We start from the raw sequence: 19,433 nt of genomic DNA, 5'->3' as shown, positions 1-19,433 counted from the left end.
ATCATTCTCTCCTGAAGTGAATTAGCGCCCGCGGCGGTCGAGCACGACGCAGTAGCGAGCGGGTATGTTGCCGGGGTTGTGAAAAACGTGACCCTCGCTGACGGGCATGAACAAGCAGTCACCCGGCAGGAGTCGGTGGACCGTGTCGCCCGTCGTCATTTCCATCTCGCCGTCGAAAAGCCAGATATGCTGGGTCATGCCGTTGCTTGCCGCATGCGGAGGGAAACTGACGCGGGCACCGGCCGGGAATTCGACGTCGACGATATCGACATCCGAGACGGTTCCGGGCGGTGAGACGGAGCGGCGCATGTAACCCGTCTCCGGATCCCGCCAGACCTGCTGATCGTGCCGGCGCGACAGCGGCGAGACCTCGCCCTCCTCGGCAAAGAAGGCCGAGAGCGACAGGCCGAGCGCTGCACAAACCCTGGCAAGCAGCGACGCCGTCGGGCTCGCTTCGCCACGCTCGATCCGCGAAATCATAGCCCGGCTGACGCCGGAGGCGTTGGCAAGATCATCCAGCGTCAAATTCTTCTCGATCCGGAGCTTGCGGATGCGAAGGCCAATCGCCGTTTCCAGTTCCTGTTCCATCATCCGATCCAATAATTCCACTATAATAGAAAATGCACACTCTGGTGATGGAATCAAGCGCTATGTTTAGGCCTACGAAACAGCGATTTATCGTAAACGAATCCCTGCTTTTCCGCTTTGCGGCAAGGGGCGGCGCTGCTATATGGCGCGCATGAGCACCAATCCAACGACTCCGCTTTCCCATATCCGCAACTTCTCGATCGTGGCCCACATCGACCACGGCAAATCGACGCTTGCTGACCGCCTGATCCAATCGACCGGCGGGCTGGCCGAGCGCGAGATGTCCGAGCAGGTGCTTGACAACATGGATATCGAGCGCGAGCGGGGCATCACCATCAAGGCCCAGACGGTGCGCCTGCACTACATGGCCAAGGACGGCGAGACCTATATCCTGAACCTGATCGACACGCCCGGGCACGTCGACTTCGCCTATGAAGTCTCACGCTCGCTCTCGGCCTGCGAAGGTTCGCTGCTCGTCGTTGACGCCAGCCAAGGCGTCGAGGCTCAGACGCTTGCCAATGTCTACCAGGCGATCGACAACAACCACGAGCTGGTCACCGTTCTCAACAAGATCGACCTACCGGCGGCCGAGCCCGACCGCATCAAGGAACAGATCGAGGAAGTGATCGGCATCGATGCGTCCGAAGCGGTGCTGATTTCGGCGAAGACCGGCCTCGGCATTCCCGATGTTCTGGAAGCGATCGTGCAGAGGCTGCCGGCGCCGAAGAGCCCGGGCGGTGAAAAGGCACCGCTGAAGGCATTGCTCGTCGATAGCTGGTACGACACCTATCTTGGCGTCATGGTTCTTGTGCGCGTCATCGACGGCGTGCTGACCAAGGGTCAGACGATCCGCATGATGGGTACGGACGCCAAGTACCAGGTGGAGCGCGTTGGCGTGCTGACGCCGAAGATGGTCAATGCCGACAGCCTCGGCCCCGGCGAGATCGGCTTCATCACCGCTTCGATCAAGGAAGTCGCCGATACCCGCGTCGGCGATACGATCACCGAGGACAAGCGCCCGACGGCGCAGGCCCTTCCCGGCTTCAAGCCGGCGCAGCCGGTGGTTTTCTGCGGCCTCTTCCCGGTCGACGCGGCCGATTTTGAAGATCTGCGCGCTGCGATGGGCAAGCTCCGCCTAAATGACGCCTCCTTCTCCTTCGAGATGGAATCGTCAGCCGCCCTCGGCTTCGGCTTCCGCTGCGGCTTCCTCGGGCTGCTGCATCTCGAAATCATCCAGGAGCGTCTGGAGCGTGAATTCAACCTCGATCTGATCGCGACGGCGCCTTCGGTCGTCTACCAGCTGACGATGACTGACGGTAGCGAGCGCGAACTGCACAACCCGGCCGATATGCCCGATGTCGTCAAGATCGACGAGATCCGCGAGCCCTGGATCAAGGCGACGATCATGACCCCGGACGACTATCTCGGCGGCATCCTCAAGCTCTGCCAGGACCGCCGCGGTATCCAGACCGAACTCACCTATGTCGGTACCCGCGCGATGGTGACCTACGAACTGCCACTGAACGAAGTCGTCTTCGATTTCTATGACCGGCTGAAGTCAATTTCGAAGGGTTACGCCTCCTTCGACTATCACCTCGAAGGCTACCGCGCCGGCAACCTTGTGAAAATGTCGATCCTCGTCAATGGCGAGCCGGTCGATGCGCTGTCGATGCTGGTACACCGCGCCGCCGCCGAGAAGCGTGGCCGCGACATGTGCGAGCGGTTGAAGGAACTAATCCCGAAGCACATGTTCAAGATCCCGATCCAGGCCGCGATCGGCGGCAACGTCATTGCCCGCGAGACCATCTCGGCACTGCGCAAGGACGTAACGGCGAAGTGCTACGGCGGCGACGCCACCCGTAAGCGCAAACTTCTGGACAAGCAGAAGGAAGGCAAGAAACGCATGCGCCAGTTCGGCAAGGTGGAGATTCCGCAGGAAGCCTTCATCGCCGCACTCAAGATGGGCGACGAGTAAAGCATCATTTTGGCCCGGCCGGCACGCGACGCATGGCCGGGCTGCTATCTGGATACCGCTCTGCTTCAGCTGCAGGCCATATATTCCTTCACCAGCCCTTCATAGGCGTCCATCTCCGGCAGCGCCTCATAGCTGCGGGCTGCGCCGGTCTCTGCGAAGGGCAGCTTCTCGCGCGTCCAGGTCTCGATGAATGGCCGGAACCAGCGCGGATCGTCCAACATCGTCGGACGCAAATTGACGAACCAGTCCATCCCCTCGGACCGTGTGAACATCCAGGTCATGCAGTGGCCGCAAAAATAGTGGTGCGCCTCAGCACCGTGCAGACCGCCGATCACCGGCTCCCCCTCGGTGATCTCGAAGCCTTCCGCTGGAATGGCGGCACTCAGCGAATAGGCGCTCGACGACATCTTCTGGCAGCCCGTGCAATGGCAGGCCATGGTCAGCAGCGGCTTGGCGTTGATCTTCAATCGCACACGTCCGCATCGGCAGCCACCCTCCCAAGGCAGATCTACTTCGGTCATCACGGCCTCCCTTTCATCATGCTCAATCTAGTGGAGGGCGGCGCGCCGTCAAACCGCCGGCTTCCGACCGCACACAAGCCGGCGGCGGCGTGGCCTTAGAGCATCGGGAAGTTACGATCTCGCTCTGACATCTGCGCGACGGGCAGCGGCCAGGCGATCGAGATCCTGGGATCGAGCGCGTTGACTCCGCCTTCGGCTCCGGGCGCGTAAGGCTTGTCGTGCAGATAGATCAATTCGCAGTTTTCCGTCAGCGTCTGGAAGCCATGGGCGAAGCCTGGCGGGATCATCACCGAACGCGCATTCTCGGCGGAAAGAACCTCACCATGCCACCTGAGATAGGTTGACGACTGCGGCCTGAGATCGACGGCGACGTCGAAGACGGCTCCGGCGAGACAGGAAACGAACTTCGCTTCGTCATCCGGGGGCCGTTGGAAATGCATGCCGCGAATGGCCCCCTTTGCCTGTGTCATCGTGTGATTGATCTGCGCGATGCGGCCGATGCCGAAATCGGCAAGCTCCTCGGTGCAGAAGAAGCGTGAGAAGAAGCCGCGCTCATCGCCAAGCCGCTGACGCTCGATGACGAGGAGGTTGCTGAGGGCAGTGGGGATGCGGGTGAAACGGGACATGGAACTCGATCGGAATGTTTTCAAGATAGCCCGGCGGAACGCTTTATCGACTTGTTTCGGTCGACGCAAACTTGACCTGACATTGAAAAAGGGCTCATTAGCAACCACTGTTCGAGAGCACTGATTTGGGCAAAGTACTTATCACCGGAGCCTCCGGATTTGTAGGCCGACACCTCCTGCGCGCACTTGTAGCACAGGGAGCCGATGTGCGTGCAGTCCTTCGGCCGAATGCAGTCGAAAAGGTGCAGACCGTCGCAGCGATTGAGGTTGTAGAGAGCCCTTCGCCTTTTTCCGAGAGCGAAACCTGGTGGGCTGATGCTCTTAGCGGGATCGATACAATCGTCCACCTGGCGTGGTACGCGGAACCTGGAAAATATTTGACGGCGCCGGAAAATCTGGACTGCCTCACCGGCACGCTGACGATGGCGAAGGCTGCAGCAACGGTAAGCGTACGCCGCTTTGTCGGGGTCGGCACGTGCTTCGAATACGACGTCAGCTTCGGAAAGCTCTCAATAGAAACCCCATTGAAGCCCCTTACCCCTACGCAGCGGCCAAAGCAGCGGCCTTCATCGCCCTGTCGCAGTGGTTGCCGGCGCAAAGCGTGGAGTTTGCGTGGTGCCGACTTTTCTATCTCTATGGCGAAGGCGAAGATGAGCGTCGCTTCGTGCCGTATCTTCGGAAATCGCTGGAAGCGGGGCAACGGGCCGATCTCACCGAAGGAAGGCAGGTTCGCGACTTCATGGACGTCCGCGATGCAGCCGCTCGCATATGCGAGGTCACCTTCGGAAAAGCCACGGGCGCTATCAACGTTTGCTCCGGTGTTCCTGTGACCGTGCGGGAGCTCGCAGAGCGAATCGCCGATCAGTATGGTCGACGAGATCTTTTAAACTTTGGAGCGCGGCCCGATAATCTTGTCGATCCGCCCTTCGTCTTGGGAGTGCCATAGTCTTGGATACAGCACCAACGGATGTCCGCGTGCTTTACGAGCAGCGGGGCCTGCCGATCTTTCAGAATCGAATGTATGACACCTTGGAGGACGCGCTGGCCTCGCCGCGAGGCGACATATGTTTGGTGGAAGATCTCCGCACGGGTCTCGTTCGCAATGCTGCGTTTCAGCCCGATTTGATGATCTATGATACCTCCTACCAGAACGAGCAGGGCCTCAGTCCGATGTTTCGTCGCCATCTGGACGAGGTCGCTGCGATCATCACGACGAACATGGGCCGGAAGAACCTTGTCGAGGTTGGCTGTGGCAAGGGGCTTTTCCTGGAGATGCTGGAAGAGCGCGGTGTCGAAATCACCGGCTTCGACCCTGCCTATGAGGGAACAAACCGCCGAATTCGCCAAGAGTATTTCCAACCTGGCAGCGGGATTGAAAGCGATGGCCTGATCCTCCGGCATGTTCTGGAACACATTCCGGACCCAGTCGCATTCCTTGGGCAACTGAAGGAAGCCAACGGCGGGCGTGGACACATCTATATCGAAGTTCCCTGTTTTGATTGGATCTGCGAGCAGCGGGCATGGTTTGACGTCTTCTACGAACACGTCAACTATTTCAGACTTTCGGATTTCCACCGAATGTTCGGGACGGTTGTCGCGAGCGGTCGGATCTTCGGCGGTCAGTACCTCTACGTTGTCGCCGATCTGGCGACATTGCGTGATCCGACGATTGACCAGAACGACCGCGTAAATATCCCCGACGATTTCGTCGCGAAGCTGGAAAGCATCAGCCCTGGCGAAACGCAAACGGCAGTGGTCTGGGGTGGTGCCTCGAAGGGCGTCATATTTTCGCTTCTGAGACAGCGAAAGGGCCGTCCCGTCACGGCTGTGATTGACATCAATCCTTCAAAGCAAGGCAAGTTCCTGCCTTTGACTGGATTGAAAGTTCAATCCCCGAGCGAGGTTCTGCCGGAACTGCCGCCAGGCTCCGATATCTACGTGATGAACCGCAATTATTCTGAAGAGATCAAGAAAATGTCGAACAACGCCTACAACTATGTCGAGGTTGACCGTGGTTGATTTCAAGAGCGAAGTGGCCGACCGTATTGTCGCGATCCAAGGCAACGAAGACTTCAAAAGAAGCGCTTCCGATTTCCTGCGCAAGTCCGTCGAACCGAAGTACTCCTACAACTACTTCTGGATGGGTCGCCCGATTATCCAGTACCCCCAGGACATGGTCGCCATGCAGGAGATCATCTGGGAGACGCGTCCGGACCTGATCATTGAGACAGGGATCGCGCATGGCGGCTCACTGATCCTGAGCGCGTCCATGCTTGCTCTCCTTGATATGGCAGACGCGATGGAAGCTGGCGTTACCTTGGACCCCCGCACCTCGAATCGGCGTGTTCTCGGCATCGATATCGATATCCGGGCGCATAACAGGGCCGCCATCGAAGCGCACCCGATGGCGTCGCGCATTCAGATGATTCAAGGGTCGAGTATAGATCGGGGCGTCATCGATCAAGTCCATCAGATCGCCAAGCCGTTCAAACGCGTTCTGGTGTGCCTGGATAGCAACCACACGCACGATCATGTACTGGCCGAGCTTGAAGCCTACGCGCCCCTGACTTCGGTCGGCAGCTATTGCGTCGTTTTCGACACCCTGATCGAAGACATGCCCGCGGAGGCTTATCCTGACCGGTCGTGGGGACCGGGTGACAACCCCAAAACGGCTGTGTGGAAGTATCTCGAAACGCATCCCGAATTCGAGATCGACCGATCGATCGACCAAAAGCTTATGATCACCGTGGCACCAGACGGCTTTCTGAAGCGACACAGATAGAACTCTCTGGAATCAGAGTTCTTAGCCCGGGAAATACCATATGAAAATCGTCATTCTCGCGGGTGGATACGGCACCCGCATCTCCGAAGAGAGCCACCTGCGGCCAAAGCCGATGATCGAGATCGGGGGTCGTCCGATTCTCTGGCACATCATGAAGATCTACAGCCATTTCGGCTTCAACGACTTCGTGATCTGCCTCGGCTATCGCGGCTACATGATCAAGGAATATTTCGCCAACTACATCCTGCACTCCGCGGATGTCACCTTCGACATGGAGCGCGGCGAGACGACGTACCATGCCACGAAAGCGGAGCCGTGGCGCGTGACGCTTGTCGAAACGGGCGAAGGTTCGATGACCGGCGGGCGCCTGAAACGCGTCGCGAACTATCTCGACGACACGTTTTGCCTCACCTACGGCGACGGCGTTGCCGATGTCGACATCAAGGCGTTGACCGAATTTCACCAAAGCCATGGACGCGAGGCGACGGTGACCAGCGTGGTACCGCCCGGGCGCTATGGCGCATTGATGACCGAAGATCAGCAGGTCATGAGCTTTACCGAGAAACCGGCGGGCGACAACGGACGCATCAATGGCGGCTTCTTCGTGCTCAGCCGGTCGGTGCTGGATCGTATCGAGGGGGACTCCACGCCATTCGAGGGAGCACCACTGGAAGGACTTGCCAGCGACGGCCAGCTGATGGCCTTCCCCCATGACGGCTTCTGGCGTCCGATGGATACGCTGCGCGACAAGAACCAGCTCGAAGAACTCTGGCAGAGCGGCCATGCACCGTGGAAAGTCTGGTCATGAGCCAGCTGCCGGATCAGCGTTTCTGGTCAGGCAAACGCGTCTTCCTGACAGGCCATACCGGCTTCAAGGGGACGTGGGCGCGAATATGGCTTTCGCGGCTCGGCGCTGAGGTGACCGGCTACGCGCTCTCGCCAGCGACGACGCCAACGCTGCACGCCCTTGCGGGCACCTCCGGGATGGCTGCCGAGACGATCGCCGATATCCGCAGCGGGTCCGCCCTTGCGGATGCGCTTCGCGTGTGCGATCCCGATATCATCCTGCACATGGCGGCGCAGTCGCTGGTGCGCCGCAGCTATCTCGAACCGGTTGACACGTTCGATGTCAACGTCATGGGGACGATCCGTTTGCTGGAGGCGGCGCGGCCGCTGGAAGCGCTCAAAGCCATTCTCGTCGTGACGACAGATAAGGTCTATAGCAACGACGAAAGCGGCCGGCATTTCGTCGAAACCGATCGGCTTGGCGGACATGACCCCTACTCCGGCTCGAAGGCCGCAGCCGAGATCGCAACGGCGACCTACAGGGACTCCTTTTTCCGTCCGAAGGGCGTGCATGTCGGCACCGCGCGCGGCGGAAACGTGCTCGGTGGCGGCGACTTTTCGGAGGACCGCCTGGTTCCCGACATCGTCCGCGCTGCCATAGCCGGGCAGATTCTTGATATCCGCAACCCGCTTGCGACGCGTCCCTGGCAGCATGTGCTCGACTGCCTGAACGGCTATTTCCTGTTCTGCGAGGCGCTGTACAACGGGACTGCGTCGGTGGAAGCGCTGAACTTTGGGCCATCCCCTGACGAAGCGCAAATTCCCGTCGGTTTTGTTGCCTCCTCGGTCCAAGCAGCCATGGGGCTCGGGCAAACCTGGCAGGATACGTCGGCGGTCGACAAGCCGCGCGAGATGCACGCGCTTGGTCTCGATCCTGGCGAAGCCTATCGTTGCCTCTCCTGGCGGGCAAAGCTGAGCCAGACCGAAGCGATAGACTGGGCTGCACGCTGGTACGATCAATGGCGCCGGGGCGAAGATGCGCTCTCGCTCGTCGCTGGCCAGATTGATGCTTTCACGAAAGGCTCCTAACCGCATGTCTCACCAATGCCGTTTCTGCTCAGCGCCGCTGACGACCGTTGTCGCAGATCTTGGATCGACACCGTGGTCGAACTCCTTTCTACCAGATGCAGCCGCGATCGCCAAGGAGCGCTCCTTTCCGTTGAAGGTCATGGTTTGCGCGGAGTGTTTCCTGGTGTTGGTTTCCACGCAGAACTGAGCCGGTTAGGCGCATAATTTCCATTGAGAATTGAGCCATGTGAACCTTCCCCCCAACGCGGTGAGCGACGGGGGCCACGGAGTGATCCACATGGGACTTTTAAACATCATCCGTCGGATGGCGCTGCGCGAGAAGCAGTCGATCCGCGAGATCAGCCGGCGCACTGGGCTGTCACGCAACACGATCGCGAAGTATTTGAGCGCTGGTACGATCGAGCCGACGTTCACGGTACCGGAACGTCCGAGCAAGCTCGATCCTTTTGCCGACAAACTTGCTGGCTGGCTGAAGACCGAGGCCGGGAGGTCGCGCAAGCAGCGCCGAACGCTGAAGCAGCTTCATGCGGATCTGGTGGTTCTCGGCTTTACCGGCTCCTATGGTCGGGTCGCCGCGTTCGCCCGCGACTGGCGGGCTGAGCAGCTGACAGCGGGCCGCGGCATATTCGTTCCGCTGTCTTTCCGCCCAGGCGAGGCATTCCAGTTCGATTGGAGTGAGGACTATGCCGTGATCGGCGGCGAGCGCACGAAGCTTCAGGTCGCACATATCAAGTTGTCGCACAGTCGGGCCTTTCTGGTCAGGGCCTACCTGCTGCAAACGCACGAGATGCTCTTCGACGCCCACTGGCACGGCTTCCGTGTGTTCGGCGGCGTACCTGGTCGCGGCATCTACGATAACATGAAGACGGCGGTCGATCGTGTCGGTCGCGGCAAAGAGCGGCAGGTCAACATCCGTTTCCTCGCGATGACGAACCACTACGTCTTTGCGCCAGAGTTCTGCAATCCCTCTGCCGGCTGGGAGAAGGGGCAGGTCGAGAAGAACGTCCAGGATGCTCGCCCACGACTGTGGCAACAGATGCCTGACTTCCCGGATTTGGCGGTATTGAATGCTTGGCTGGAACAGCATTGCCAGGACCTGTGGCGGGAGACGGCGCATGGCACCTTGCCCGGCACAATCGCAGATGTTTGGGCTGATGAGCGGGCAGCATTAATGGCACTGCCACCCGCATTTGACGGCTTCGTTGAGCAGAGCAAGCGCGTCTCACCGACATGCCTGATCACCTTCGAGCGCAATCGTTACAGTGTGCCAGCATCGTTTGCGAACCGGCCTGTCAGCCTGCGCATTTATCCCGAGAGACTGGTCGTTGCGGCCGAGGGCAATATCCTATGCGAGCATGAGCGGGTCATTGAGCGGAGCCACGATAAGCCGCCACGAACGATTTACGACTGGCGACATTACCTTGCCGTCATCCAGCGCAAACCCGGTGCCTTGCGCAATGGTGCGCCCTTCCTGGAATTGCCGCTGGCCTTCAGACAGTTGCAAGATCAGATGCTTCGCCGCCCCGGCGGTGATCGTGAGATGGCCGACATCCTCGCTCTGGTGCTTCATCACGACGAACAGGTCGTCGTCAGGGCCGTGGAACTGGCTCTGGATCAAGGCGTGGCGACCAAAACGCATGTGTTGAACCTGCTGCATCGGCTGATTGATGGCAAGACGACCGACGGTCCCGACATCGATACGCCACAGGCACTGACCCTGCTGCGCGAACCCAAGGCCAATGTAGAACGCTACGATGGCTTGCGGGTCCGGATCGTAGGAGGTCGTCATGCGTCATGACCCCGCAAGTGCTGCCGTCGTCATCATGCTGCGTAGCCTGAAGATGTATGGCATGGCCCAGGCCGTCACGGACCTGATCGAGCAAGGTGCTCCCGCCTTCGATGCGGCCGTGCCAATCTTGTCCCAGTTGCTGAAAGCCGAGATGGCCGAGCGTGAGGTCCGCTCGATTGCCTATCACATGAAGGCTGCTCGCTTCCCAGCCTACAAAGACATCTCCGGATACGACTTCGCCGCCAGCGAGATCAACGAGGCCACCGTGCGCCAACTGCACCGATGCGAGTTCATGGATGGGGCGCAGAACGTTGTCCTTATCGGTGGCCCTGGCACTGGAAAAACGCATGTCGCGACCGCTCTTGGAATCCAAGCCATCGAGCATCATCGCCGAAAGGTCCGCTTCTTCTCGACCATCGAACTGGTCAATGCTCTCGAGCAGGAGAAGGCTAAAGGCAAGGCGGGCCAGATCGCGGAGACCTTGGTCCGCCTCGATCTGCTCATCCTGGACGAGTTGGGATACCTGCCGTTCAGCGCCTCAGGCGGAGCACTACTCTTCCACCTGTTAAGCAAGCTCTACGAGCGGACCAGCGTCGTGATTACCACCAACCTCAGCTTCAGCGAGTGGGCAACCGTCTTCGGCGACGCCAAGATGACGACCGCTCTGCTCGATCGTTTGACCCACCGTTGCCATATCCTGGAAACCGGTAACGACAGCTTCCGCTTCAAAGCCAGCTCGGCTGCCGCAGCACAGAAGAAAGGAGAAAAAGCCAATCCCTTGACCAAATCCTGATCAGAAAACCATACTTAGAGGTGGCTCACTTCTTGGTGGAAAAACCGGCTCAGTTCCGCGTGGAAACCAACATCCTGGTTCAAACGACCGAGAACGTGCCGGCGGACGCAATTTTCAACGCCGACTATGCCTACCTCTCATCGTTCTCGACCAGCTGGCTCGAACATGCCAAGCGCTACGCCGAGATGATGACCGAGGGCTTCGGACTTTCGGCAGCTTCGACAGTGGTCGAAGTCGCCTCGAATGACGGCTATCTCCTGCAATATTTCGCAGCCAAGGGCATCCAGGTGCTCGGCGTGGAACCGGCCGCAAATGCAGCAAAGATCGCGCAAAGCCGCGGCGTGGCGACCAAGGTGGCGTTCTTCGGCAGGCAGACCGCCCAGGCGCTGGTCGAGAGCGGCGTGCGCGCCGACGTGACGGCCGCCAACAACGTCCTTGCGCATGTGCCAGATATCGCCGATTTCGTCAGTGGCTTTGCCATCCTATTAAAGCCGGACGGCGTTTCGACATTCGAATTCCCACATCTTCTGACGATGATCGATGGCATCCAGTTCGACACGATCTATCACGAACACTACTCTTACATGTCGCTGCTCGCGGTCGAGCGCATTTTCGGCGCTTGCGGGCTGAAGGTCTTCGATGTCGAGGAGATTCCGACGCATGGCGGATCGTTGCGCGTCTTCGCACAGAAGGCGGAAGGCGCCCGCGCTGTGACAGACAGGCTGCTTGCGCTCCGCGCAAAGGAAGAGGCCTTCGGCCTCAAGGAGATGGCGACCTACGAACGGTTCGGGACGCGGATCGAAGGCGTGTGCGAAGCGTTCAAGGCCTTCCTACGTCAAGCCAAGGTCGCAGGCAAAACGGTCGCCGCCTATGGCGCCGCAGCCAAGGGCAACACCTTCCTGAACGTCTGCCGCGTTAACGCCGACGACATCGTCTTCGTCGTCGACCGCAGCGACATCAAGCAAGGCAAGTTGCTACCGGGAAGCCATATTCCCGTCTATGCGCCGAGCCATATCGAAGCCGCGAAGCCGGACTATCTCGTCATCCTGCCGTGGAATCTGACCGACGAGATCGTCAAGTCGAACCAGTATATCCGGGCATGGGACGGACGTTTCGTCGTGGCGATCCCGACGCTACGGATTCTTTGAGATTGATGAAGTAGAGCGATGCTGGTTGGCATCGCTCCGTTTTCTGGGGTCGCACGCCTGTCCTGCGGAGGTGCTTGGTAAAGCTGCGGTCAACGACGTGGAGGTCGTGGACTCGTGGAGTTCAGGTGTGGATATCGTTCGGGCGGCGCCTGTTTCACAGACAAGCGGTGCTTTGTTCGGATCATGATGTGCCCCCACAATCTGCCTTTCGCGCTTCTCTGGGTCCCTTTGCGTGATCTGGCCCGGTCTTCGCGGGACCTCCGGAGACAACGCAACATTTCAAAAATCGATGGCGACCACATGTCGCAAACAGACACCAAACGGACGCAGGAGCCATTGATTTATCAACGCAATTCACCGCAAACGCGTCGAAATTTGAGCCGGCTAGAGTCAGTTTATTCAACCAGTGATTGACTGTGGCGCGGCATGCCTATTTGATCGAAACGCCCTCGCAGCCGCAAAAAATCGCCCATTCCGTAGCCTGGTGATAGAATGGAGGCCAAAAAATCACGGCCTCAGGAAGCGTCGCTCGCTGTTTCATTTGGGGGCTTGCAACGCCAGACCTTTACGATAGGTTGCGCATTGACCTGAACGTAACTGGTCACGGGAACAAACGACTAATAAAAGGCGCAAAGCCTAGAAAGGTGGCCCCCATATGAGCTTTCTTACGAAAAAATTCCTGGCTTCAGCAGTGTTTGGCTCGCTGCTGGCCGTGTCGGCGCACGCAGCGACGCTCAACATCCACAATGGCGGCGACCCGCAGTCGCTCGACCCACAGAAGCTATCGAGCGACTATGAGAACCGCATTGCAGGCGACATCTTCGAGGGCCTCGTAACGGAAGACCCGAAGGACGATCCGATCCCGGGGCAGGCCGAAAGCTGGACTGTCTCGCCTGATGGCAAGGTCTATACCTTTAAGCTGCGCGACGGCATCAAGTGGTCGGACGGCCAGCCGGTGACCGCAGGGGATTTTGTTTTCGCCTTCCAGCGCCTTCTCGATCCGAAGAATGCCGCCGAATACGCCTATCTGCAGTTCACCATCAAGAACGCGGAGAAGATCAACAAGGGCGAGATCACCGATTTCAGCCAGCTCGGCGTCAAGGCGATCGACGACAAGACGCTCGAGATCACGCTGGAGAACCCAACCCCCTACTTCATTAACGCGCTGATGCATTACACCGCCTACCCACTGCCGAAGCATGTGGTTGAGGCGAAGGGCACTGACTGGGTCAAGATCGGCAACATCGTCACCAACGGTCCGTACAAGCCGACCGAATGGATCCCAGGTGCGTCCGTCACAACCGTCAAGAACGACCAGTACTACGGCGAGAAGGACCTGAAGATCGACGGCGTCAAGTTCTTCACGCTCGAAGACCAGGAAGCGGCTCTCAAGCGTTATCGCGCCGGCGAGTTCGACATCATGACCGACTTCCCGACCGATCAATACGAGTGGATGAAGAAGAACCTGCCGGGTCAGGCGCACGTGACGCCGTTCCTGGCCAGCTACTACTACGTCCTCAACGCCCAGAAGCCGCCGTTCAACGACAAGCGCGTCCGCCAGGCGCTGTCGATGGCCGTCAACCGCGACGTGATCGGTCCGAAGATCCTCGGCACCGGCGAACTTCCAGCCTATTCGTGGGTTCCGCCGGGCACTGCCAACTACGGCGATCCGGCCTATGTCAGCTGGAAGGACATGCCCTACAAGGAGAAGGTGGAAGAGGCGAAGAAGCTGCTCAAGGAAGCAGGTTTCGGACCCGACCACCCACTGAAGGCACAGCTTCGCTACAACACCAACGACAACCACAAGCGCGTGGCAGTCGCCATCGCCTCGATGTGGAAGCCGCTCGGTGTCCAGATCGAGCTCTACAACACCGAAACCAAGGTGCATTACGACGAAATGCAGCATGGTCAGGTCGAAATCGGCCGCGCCGGCTGGATCGCCGACTACAACGATCCGGACAACTTCCTCGGCCTGCTCGTTTCCGGCGTTTCGATGAACTACGGCCGTTGGAGCAACGCCGATTACGACAAGCTGGTCAAGGAAGCGAACGCCCAGACCGACCTGAAGACGCGCGCGGAAATCTTCAAGAAGGCTGAACAGCTCGCGCTCGACGACAGTGCCGCCATTCCGCTGTACTATTACGTCTCGAAGAACGTCGTCTCGCCGAAGGTCCAGGGCTTCGAAGACAATATTCAGGACATCCACCGTACGCGCTGGCTCTCGATCAAAGAATAAGGAACACCGGCCCTTCCCGCCCGCTGCAGGAAGGGCCGATCCACGACCATGATCAAATATGCACTCCGTCGCCTGCTGTCGACGATCCCCGTCATGTGGATCGCCGTGACACTCAGCTTTTTTGTCTTGCGCCTTGCTCCCGGCGGCCCATTCGATGGCGAGCGGCCATTGCCGCCGGTGATCCTGAAGAACCTCGCGGCTCACTACAATCTCGACAAGCCGCTTATCGACCAATACCTGATCTACATCTACGACGTGTTGAAGGGCGACCTTGGTCCTTCCTTCGCCAATGAAGACTTTACCGTCGGCCAGCAGATCATGATCGGCCTGCCCTACACGTTCACGATTGGTGGCCTCGCCTTCATCCTTGCCATCCTCATCGGTGTGACAGTCGGCTGTCTTGGGGCGCTTTATCAGAATAAGGCGCCTGACTACCTCCTCGGCTTGGTCATTCTCGTCGGCCTGGTTCTTCCGAACTTTCTGATCGCGCCCATCCTACAGCTGATTTTCGGCATCCATCTCGGCTGGCTGCCTGTCGGGGGATGGGGTGACGGCTCGTTCAGGTATCTCGTCATCCCGATCGTCGTGCTGGCATTGCCGCATGCGGGCCGCATCTCACGCATGACCCGCGGCTCGATGATCGAGGTGATGAACCAGAATTACATCCGCACCGCCAAGGCCAAGGGCATCGGTCCGCGGCTGACCGTCATGCGCCACGCGCTGAAGCCTGCCATGATGCCGGTCGTTTCCTATCTCGGCCCGGCGGCGAGCTACCTTCTCACCGGCTCGCTCGTTGTCGAGAGCATCTTCGGATTGCCCGGCATCGGCCGCTATTTTGTCAACGCGGCGCTGAACCGCGACTACGGCATGGTTCTCGGCACGGTCATCTTCTACATGGTCCTGATCGTCTTTCTGAACCTTCTCGTCGACATTGCCTATGCGTGGCTCGATCCGAAAGTGAGAAACCGATGATCCTCAATCCCGCAAAGAGAGAGCTGCTCGCGGCTGAACTTCTGGAGGCTGAAGGGCTTTCGCACAAGAGCCGCTCGCTGACCGGCGATGCTCTGCGTCGTCTTTCCCGCAACAAGGCAGCCGTCGTTGCCATCGTTGTGCTCCTTCTCCTGATCCTGGCCGCATTCCTCGGCCCGTACCTCATTCCGTTCGACTATGAGGAACCGGATTGGGCGGCTTTCCGGATGCCCCCTGATATGGAGAGCGGCCACTATTTCGGAACCGATCCGAACGGCCGCGACCTGCTTGCGCGTGTTCTTTACGGCACCCGCGTCTCGCTCGCCGTCGCCGCGACGGCGACCATCGTGTCCGTGGTAATCGGCGTACTATATGGCGCGATTTCCGGCTACATTGGCGGCAGGCTCGATGCGATCATGATGCGCTTTGTCGATATTATGTATGCCCTGCCCTACATTCTCTTCGTGATCCTGCTGATGGTGGTGTTCGGCCGCAATGTCTACCTGCTGTTTGCAGCAATCGGTGCGCTGGAATGGCTGACGATGGCCCGCATCGTGCGGGGACAAACGCTCTCGATCAAGCAACGCGAATTCATCGAAGCGGCACGCGCGTCCGGCCAGAAGCCGTTCAAGATCATCCTCAAGCACATTATCCCGAACCTCGTCGGGCCGGTGGTGATCTTTGCTGCGCTGACCGTCCCGGAAATCATCGCGACCGAGAGCTTTCTGTCCTACCTTGGCTTCGGCGTTCAGGAACCGCTCACCTCGCTCGGCACGCTGATTGCTGAGGGCACCGACGCCATGGAAAGCATGCCGTGGCTGCTGACCTTCCCGGCCTGCTTCCTCGTTGCCCTGCTGATGAGCCTGCTGTTCATCGGCGATGGCCTGCGCGACGCGTTCGACCCGAAGGATCGATAGAATGCACCCAGAAACAAAAAACGATGCGCTTCTCGAACTGAGAGACTATTCGATCACCTTTGCGACGCCGGATGGCGAGGTGAAGGCCGTCTCCAACATGAGCCTTTCGGTCCGGCGCGGCGAGCGCGTCGCGATCGTCGGTGAATCCGGATCCGGCAAGAGTCAGACCTTCCTCGGTGTTATGGGTCTGCTTGCCAAGAACGGCCGCACCAGCGGCCAGGCACTACTCGAGGGAAGGGACGTGCTGGCGCTGAAGTCACGCGAACTCGACCATGTCCGCGGAAAGGACATGGCTATGGTGTTCCAGGACCCCATGACGGCCCTCAATCCGTCGCTGCGGATTTCCCGACAACTGACGGAACAGCTGGAAGTCCACCGAGGCTTCACGGCGCGGGCAGCCTCTGCCGAGGCCCTGGACATGCTCAAACGTGTCGGCATCCCCGACCCGTCGCGACGCTTCAACCTCTACCCGCACGAGCTTTCGGGCGGCATGCGCCAGCGCATCGTTATCGCCATGGCGCTACTGACCAAACCGAAGCTTCTCATCGCCGACGAGCCGACGACGGCGCTCGACGTGACGATCCAGGCGCAAATCCTTGATCTCTTCAATGACCTGACGGCGGAAATGAACACGGCACTTGTCATGATCACCCATGATTTGGGTGTCGTTGCGGGCCTCGCGGACCGCGTCGCCGTCATGTATGCCGGGCGGATTGTCGAGGAAGCACCGGTCGACGAACTCTTCGAAGTGCCCGCGCATCCCTATACAGCGGCGCTGCACGCCTCCATCCCGCGGCCCGACCAGGACGTCGATCAGCTCGCCGTCATCCCCGGTCGCCCACCCAATCTGCAACACCTGCCAAAGGGCTGTAGCTTCTCGCCGCGCTGTCCCATGGTCCAGAACGATTGCATCGACGTGTCACCGAAGCTCGAGATTCTGGCAGAACGTCATTCCGCAGCCTGCTTCCATCCCTTCCCGCGCCGTGAGGAGGTTTTGAACCATGGCTGAGCGATCCCTTTTGAGAGTCGAGAACCTCACCACCCAGTTCGAGCTGCCGTCGAAGGGCTTCTTCAAGCCGCCGATGCTGTTGACTGCCGTCAGCAATGTCAGCTTCGACCTGAGAGAAGGCCGCACGCTAGGCATCGTCGGCGAGTCGGGTTGCGGCAAGTCGACGCTCGGCCGTTCGATTTTACGTCTCCTCAAGTCGCAGAAAGGCCGCATCCTGTGGCAGGGGCGGAATCTGCTCGACCTATCGGACGAGGAAATGCGTGCGGCCCGCCGCGACATGCAGATCATCTTCCAGGATCCGATCGCCTCACTTAATCCGCGCATGACCGTAGGCGACATCATTGCCGAACCCCTCACCGTCTTCGAGCCGAAGCTTACGAAAGCGGAACGACTGACACGCGTCCGGGAGATCATGGCGGCCGTCGGCCTGGTGCCCGAAATGATCAACCGCTATCCGCACGAATTCTCGGGCGGCCAGGCACAGCGCATCGGCATCGCCCGCGCGGTCGTGACGCGACCGAAGCTGATCATCTGCGACGAGCCCGTCTCGGCGCTCGACGTGTCGATCCAGGGGCAGGTGATCACGCTCTTGCGCAAGCTCCGGAAGGAATTCGGGCTGACGCTGATCTTCATCAGCCACGATCTTTCGGTCGTCCGGCTGATCTCTGACGACGTTCTGGTGCTCTATCTCGGCAAGGTGGTCGAGGCCGGGGATTGCGCCACCGTGTTCGACCGCCCGGCGCATCCCTACACGCAGGCCCTTTTTTCGGCCGCGCCGGTACCCGATCCGAAGCTCGCACGCAACCGGCAGCGCATCCGGCTGCAGGGCGACCCACCCTCGCCGCTCAATCCGCCGCCAGGCTGCGTGTTTTCTCCGCGCTGCTGGAAGGCCACGGATGTTTGCCGCACGGAAATGCCGCCGACCGAACAGGTTCGGCCAGGACAGTCCGCCGCTTGCTACCACATGGACCGCTAAGCCGGTACCAACGAAAATCCCGAACGGCCCGCTGATTGTCCAGCGGGCCGTTCGGCATTTATCCGGCACACCAAAACCGCCACCTGTTAGTTCTTGGCGGGTGTGCTTCGAGCGTATCACTCCTAGCGCACAAGCAAAGGTGCTCGAAGGGGCCTTGAGCGGATCCTATCCGCACCGCTCAAAGCTGATTGGGCAATCAGCGGGCGCCCCAGGTGTCGGTGAGGCGGTAGCCTTCCGGCCAGGGGTCGGAGGGGTCGAGCATGTGCTGGTGCGTGCCGGTGATCCAGGCGCGACCGGAGATTTCCGGCAGGATCGCCGGATGACCGCCGACTTCGGTGGTGCCGAGAATGCGGCCAGTGAAGGTGGAGCCGATCAGCGAAACGGCGGTCAGTCTGTCCTCGAGGGCCAATTGCCCGCGGGCGTGCAGCACCGCCATGCGCGCCGACAGCGCCGTGCCGGTGGGCGAGCGGTCGACCTTGCCGGGCTGAATCGCGACAGCAGCGCCGGCACGGAGGCCTTCCGTTGTGAACTCCACGGGGCCGGCGAAGAGGCAGAAGGAGAAGTGCTTCCAATCCGGGTTCTCGGGGTGATGGAATCCGAGTGCGGCATTGGCCGCGTTGGTGATCCGTACACCGAGCCGCGCAATGTCATGCGCCTCGTCCGGTGACAGGCGGAAGCCCATGGCTGCGGCGTCGACGATAACGAAACTATCGCCGCCATAGGCCGTATCGACGGTCAATGTGCCCAGTCCCTCGACTTCCAGCTTTGCATCCAGCCGTTCTGCGAAGCTCGGCAGGTTCTGGACGAAGATGCGCTCGGCCTTGCCGTTGCGGCACTCGGCGCGCACACGAACCAGGCCACCGGGAGCCTCCAGAGTGATTTCAGTGACCGGCTCCCGCATTGGCAGGATTCCGCTGTCCAGCAACACCGTGGACACGCAGATCGAATTCGAGCCGGACATGGGTGGCGTGTCTTCCGGCTCCATGATGATGAAGGCGGCATCGGCATCGGGATGCTTCGGGGGCACCAACAGGTTGACGTGACGGAAGACGCCGCCGCGCGGTTCGTTCAGCACGAAATTGCGCAGCGTCTGGTCACGGGCGATCCAGCGGCTTTGCTCCCAGATCGTTTCGCCGGGCGGCGGCGTCACGCCGCCGACGATGACATCTCCCACCTCACCTTCGGCATGGGCGGAAATCACATGGATGGTCTTGGTACTGCGCATGATA

17 protein-coding genes and 2 pseudogenes are annotated in these 19,433 nt (G+C 59.9%); 15 read left to right on the top strand and 4 right to left on the bottom strand.

All coding sequences use genetic code 11. The annotated features are described in order from the left end of the window. Positions 1–21: 21 nt before the first annotated feature. Positions 22–588, bottom strand: coding sequence for an XRE family transcriptional regulator (locus WGT02_RS01545; RefSeq protein ID WP_208249355.1), 567 nt, complete (start codon positions 586–588; stop codon positions 22–24). A 142-nt stretch (positions 589–730) separates the two neighbouring features. Here WGT02_RS01545 and lepA point away from each other — a divergent pair, with 142 nt between their 5' ends. Next, on the top strand, positions 731–2,563 hold the full coding sequence (gene lepA / locus WGT02_RS01540) for a translation elongation factor 4 (protein WP_024316243.1): 1,833 nt from the start codon (positions 731–733) through the stop codon (positions 2,561–2,563). 65 nt (positions 2,564–2,628) lie between these two features. On the opposite strand, the gene WGT02_RS01535 is transcribed toward lepA, so the two are convergent. Together WGT02_RS01535 and WGT02_RS01530 are read right to left on the bottom strand one after the other, a co-directional pair. Next, on the bottom strand, positions 2,629–3,084 hold the full coding sequence (locus WGT02_RS01535) for a GFA family protein (RefSeq protein WP_024316242.1): 456 nt from the start codon (positions 3,082–3,084) through the stop codon (positions 2,629–2,631). A 95-nt stretch (positions 3,085–3,179) separates the two neighbouring features. Continuing rightward, complete coding sequence (locus WGT02_RS01530; RefSeq protein WP_208249356.1) at positions 3,180–3,710, bottom strand: dTDP-4-dehydrorhamnose 3,5-epimerase family protein; 531 nt, start codon at positions 3,708–3,710, stop codon at positions 3,180–3,182. Positions 3,711–3,835: 125 nt separating this feature from the next. Here WGT02_RS01530 and WGT02_RS01525 point away from each other — a divergent pair. The 14 genes and pseudogenes from WGT02_RS01525 (at position 3,836) to WGT02_RS01460 (ending at position 18,204) form a co-directional block, all read left to right on the top strand. Then, positions 3,836–4,656: pseudogene (locus WGT02_RS01525) on the top strand (NAD-dependent epimerase/dehydratase family protein). A gap of 2 nt (positions 4,657–4,658) precedes the next feature. Next, positions 4,659–5,729, top strand: coding sequence for a class I SAM-dependent methyltransferase (locus WGT02_RS01520; protein WP_225039769.1), 1,071 nt, complete (start codon positions 4,659–4,661; stop codon positions 5,727–5,729). Beyond that, on the top strand, positions 5,707–6,492 hold the full coding sequence (locus WGT02_RS01515; RefSeq protein WP_082321159.1) for a cephalosporin hydroxylase family protein: 786 nt from the start codon (positions 5,707–5,709) through the stop codon (positions 6,490–6,492). The genes WGT02_RS01520 and WGT02_RS01515 overlap by 23 nt, the downstream gene beginning before the upstream one ends. A 40-nt stretch (positions 6,493–6,532) precedes the next feature. Next, positions 6,533–7,300: a glucose-1-phosphate cytidylyltransferase gene (gene rfbF / locus WGT02_RS01510; RefSeq protein ID WP_024316237.1), complete on the top strand. Its 768-nt coding sequence runs from the start codon at positions 6,533–6,535 to the stop codon at positions 7,298–7,300. Beyond that, positions 7,297–8,367: a CDP-glucose 4,6-dehydratase gene (rfbG, locus tag WGT02_RS01505; protein ID WP_024316236.1), complete on the top strand. Its 1,071-nt coding sequence runs from the start codon at positions 7,297–7,299 to the stop codon at positions 8,365–8,367. Before rfbF ends, rfbG begins: the two co-directional genes overlap by 4 nt. Before the next feature lie 4 nt (positions 8,368–8,371). Beyond that, a pseudogene (locus WGT02_RS01500) lies at positions 8,372–8,533 on the top strand (SAM-dependent methyltransferase); the annotation flags it as partial. Between the two features lie 111 nt (positions 8,534–8,644). Then, the gene (gene istA, locus WGT02_RS01495) at positions 8,645–10,165 is read left to right on the top strand and encodes an IS21 family transposase (RefSeq protein WP_208180357.1); all 1,521 of its coding nucleotides are present in this window, start codon (positions 8,645–8,647) and stop codon (positions 10,163–10,165) included. Continuing rightward, positions 10,155–10,949, top strand: coding sequence for an IS21-like element helper ATPase IstB (istB, locus tag WGT02_RS01490; protein WP_208245060.1), 795 nt, complete (start codon positions 10,155–10,157; stop codon positions 10,947–10,949). Before istA ends, istB begins: the two co-directional genes overlap by 11 nt. A 32-nt stretch (positions 10,950–10,981) precedes the next feature. After that, on the top strand, positions 10,982–12,097 hold the full coding sequence (locus WGT02_RS01485; protein ID WP_263622910.1) for a class I SAM-dependent methyltransferase: 1,116 nt from the start codon (positions 10,982–10,984) through the stop codon (positions 12,095–12,097). Between the two features lie 655 nt (positions 12,098–12,752). Then, entirely contained in the window at positions 12,753–14,333 is a 1,581-nt protein-coding gene (locus WGT02_RS01480; RefSeq protein ID WP_024316234.1) for a peptide ABC transporter substrate-binding protein, read from the top strand. A 48-nt stretch (positions 14,334–14,381) separates the two neighbouring features. Beyond that, the gene (locus tag WGT02_RS01475) at positions 14,382–15,305 is read left to right on the top strand and encodes an ABC transporter permease subunit (RefSeq protein WP_024316233.1); all 924 of its coding nucleotides are present in this window, start codon (positions 14,382–14,384) and stop codon (positions 15,303–15,305) included. Continuing rightward, positions 15,302–16,219, top strand: a complete 918-nt coding sequence (locus WGT02_RS01470; RefSeq protein WP_024316232.1) for an ABC transporter permease — start codon at positions 15,302–15,304, stop codon at positions 16,217–16,219. The genes WGT02_RS01475 and WGT02_RS01470 overlap by 4 nt, the downstream gene beginning before the upstream one ends. Before the next feature lies 1 nt (position 16,220). Next, positions 16,221–17,228: an ABC transporter ATP-binding protein gene (locus WGT02_RS01465; RefSeq protein ID WP_208249357.1), complete on the top strand. Its 1,008-nt coding sequence runs from the start codon at positions 16,221–16,223 to the stop codon at positions 17,226–17,228. Further along, positions 17,221–18,204, top strand: coding sequence for an ABC transporter ATP-binding protein (locus WGT02_RS01460; protein ID WP_024316230.1), 984 nt, complete (start codon positions 17,221–17,223; stop codon positions 18,202–18,204). Before WGT02_RS01465 ends, WGT02_RS01460 begins: the two co-directional genes overlap by 8 nt. A gap of 196 nt (positions 18,205–18,400) precedes the next feature. Here WGT02_RS01460 and WGT02_RS01455 read toward each other — a convergent pair whose 3' ends face one another. Continuing rightward, a complete protein-coding gene (locus WGT02_RS01455) occupies positions 18,401–19,429 on the bottom strand; it encodes a trans-3-hydroxy-L-proline dehydratase (RefSeq protein WP_024316229.1) in 1,029 nt (342 codons plus the stop codon). Positions 19,430–19,433: the final 4 nt, after the last annotated feature.

The organism is Rhizobium sp. T1470, assembly GCF_042140505.1.
Taxonomy (GTDB): domain Bacteria; phylum Pseudomonadota; class Alphaproteobacteria; order Rhizobiales; family Rhizobiaceae; genus Rhizobium; species Rhizobium favelukesii.
This window is presented reverse-complemented; position numbering and strand designations above follow the sequence as displayed.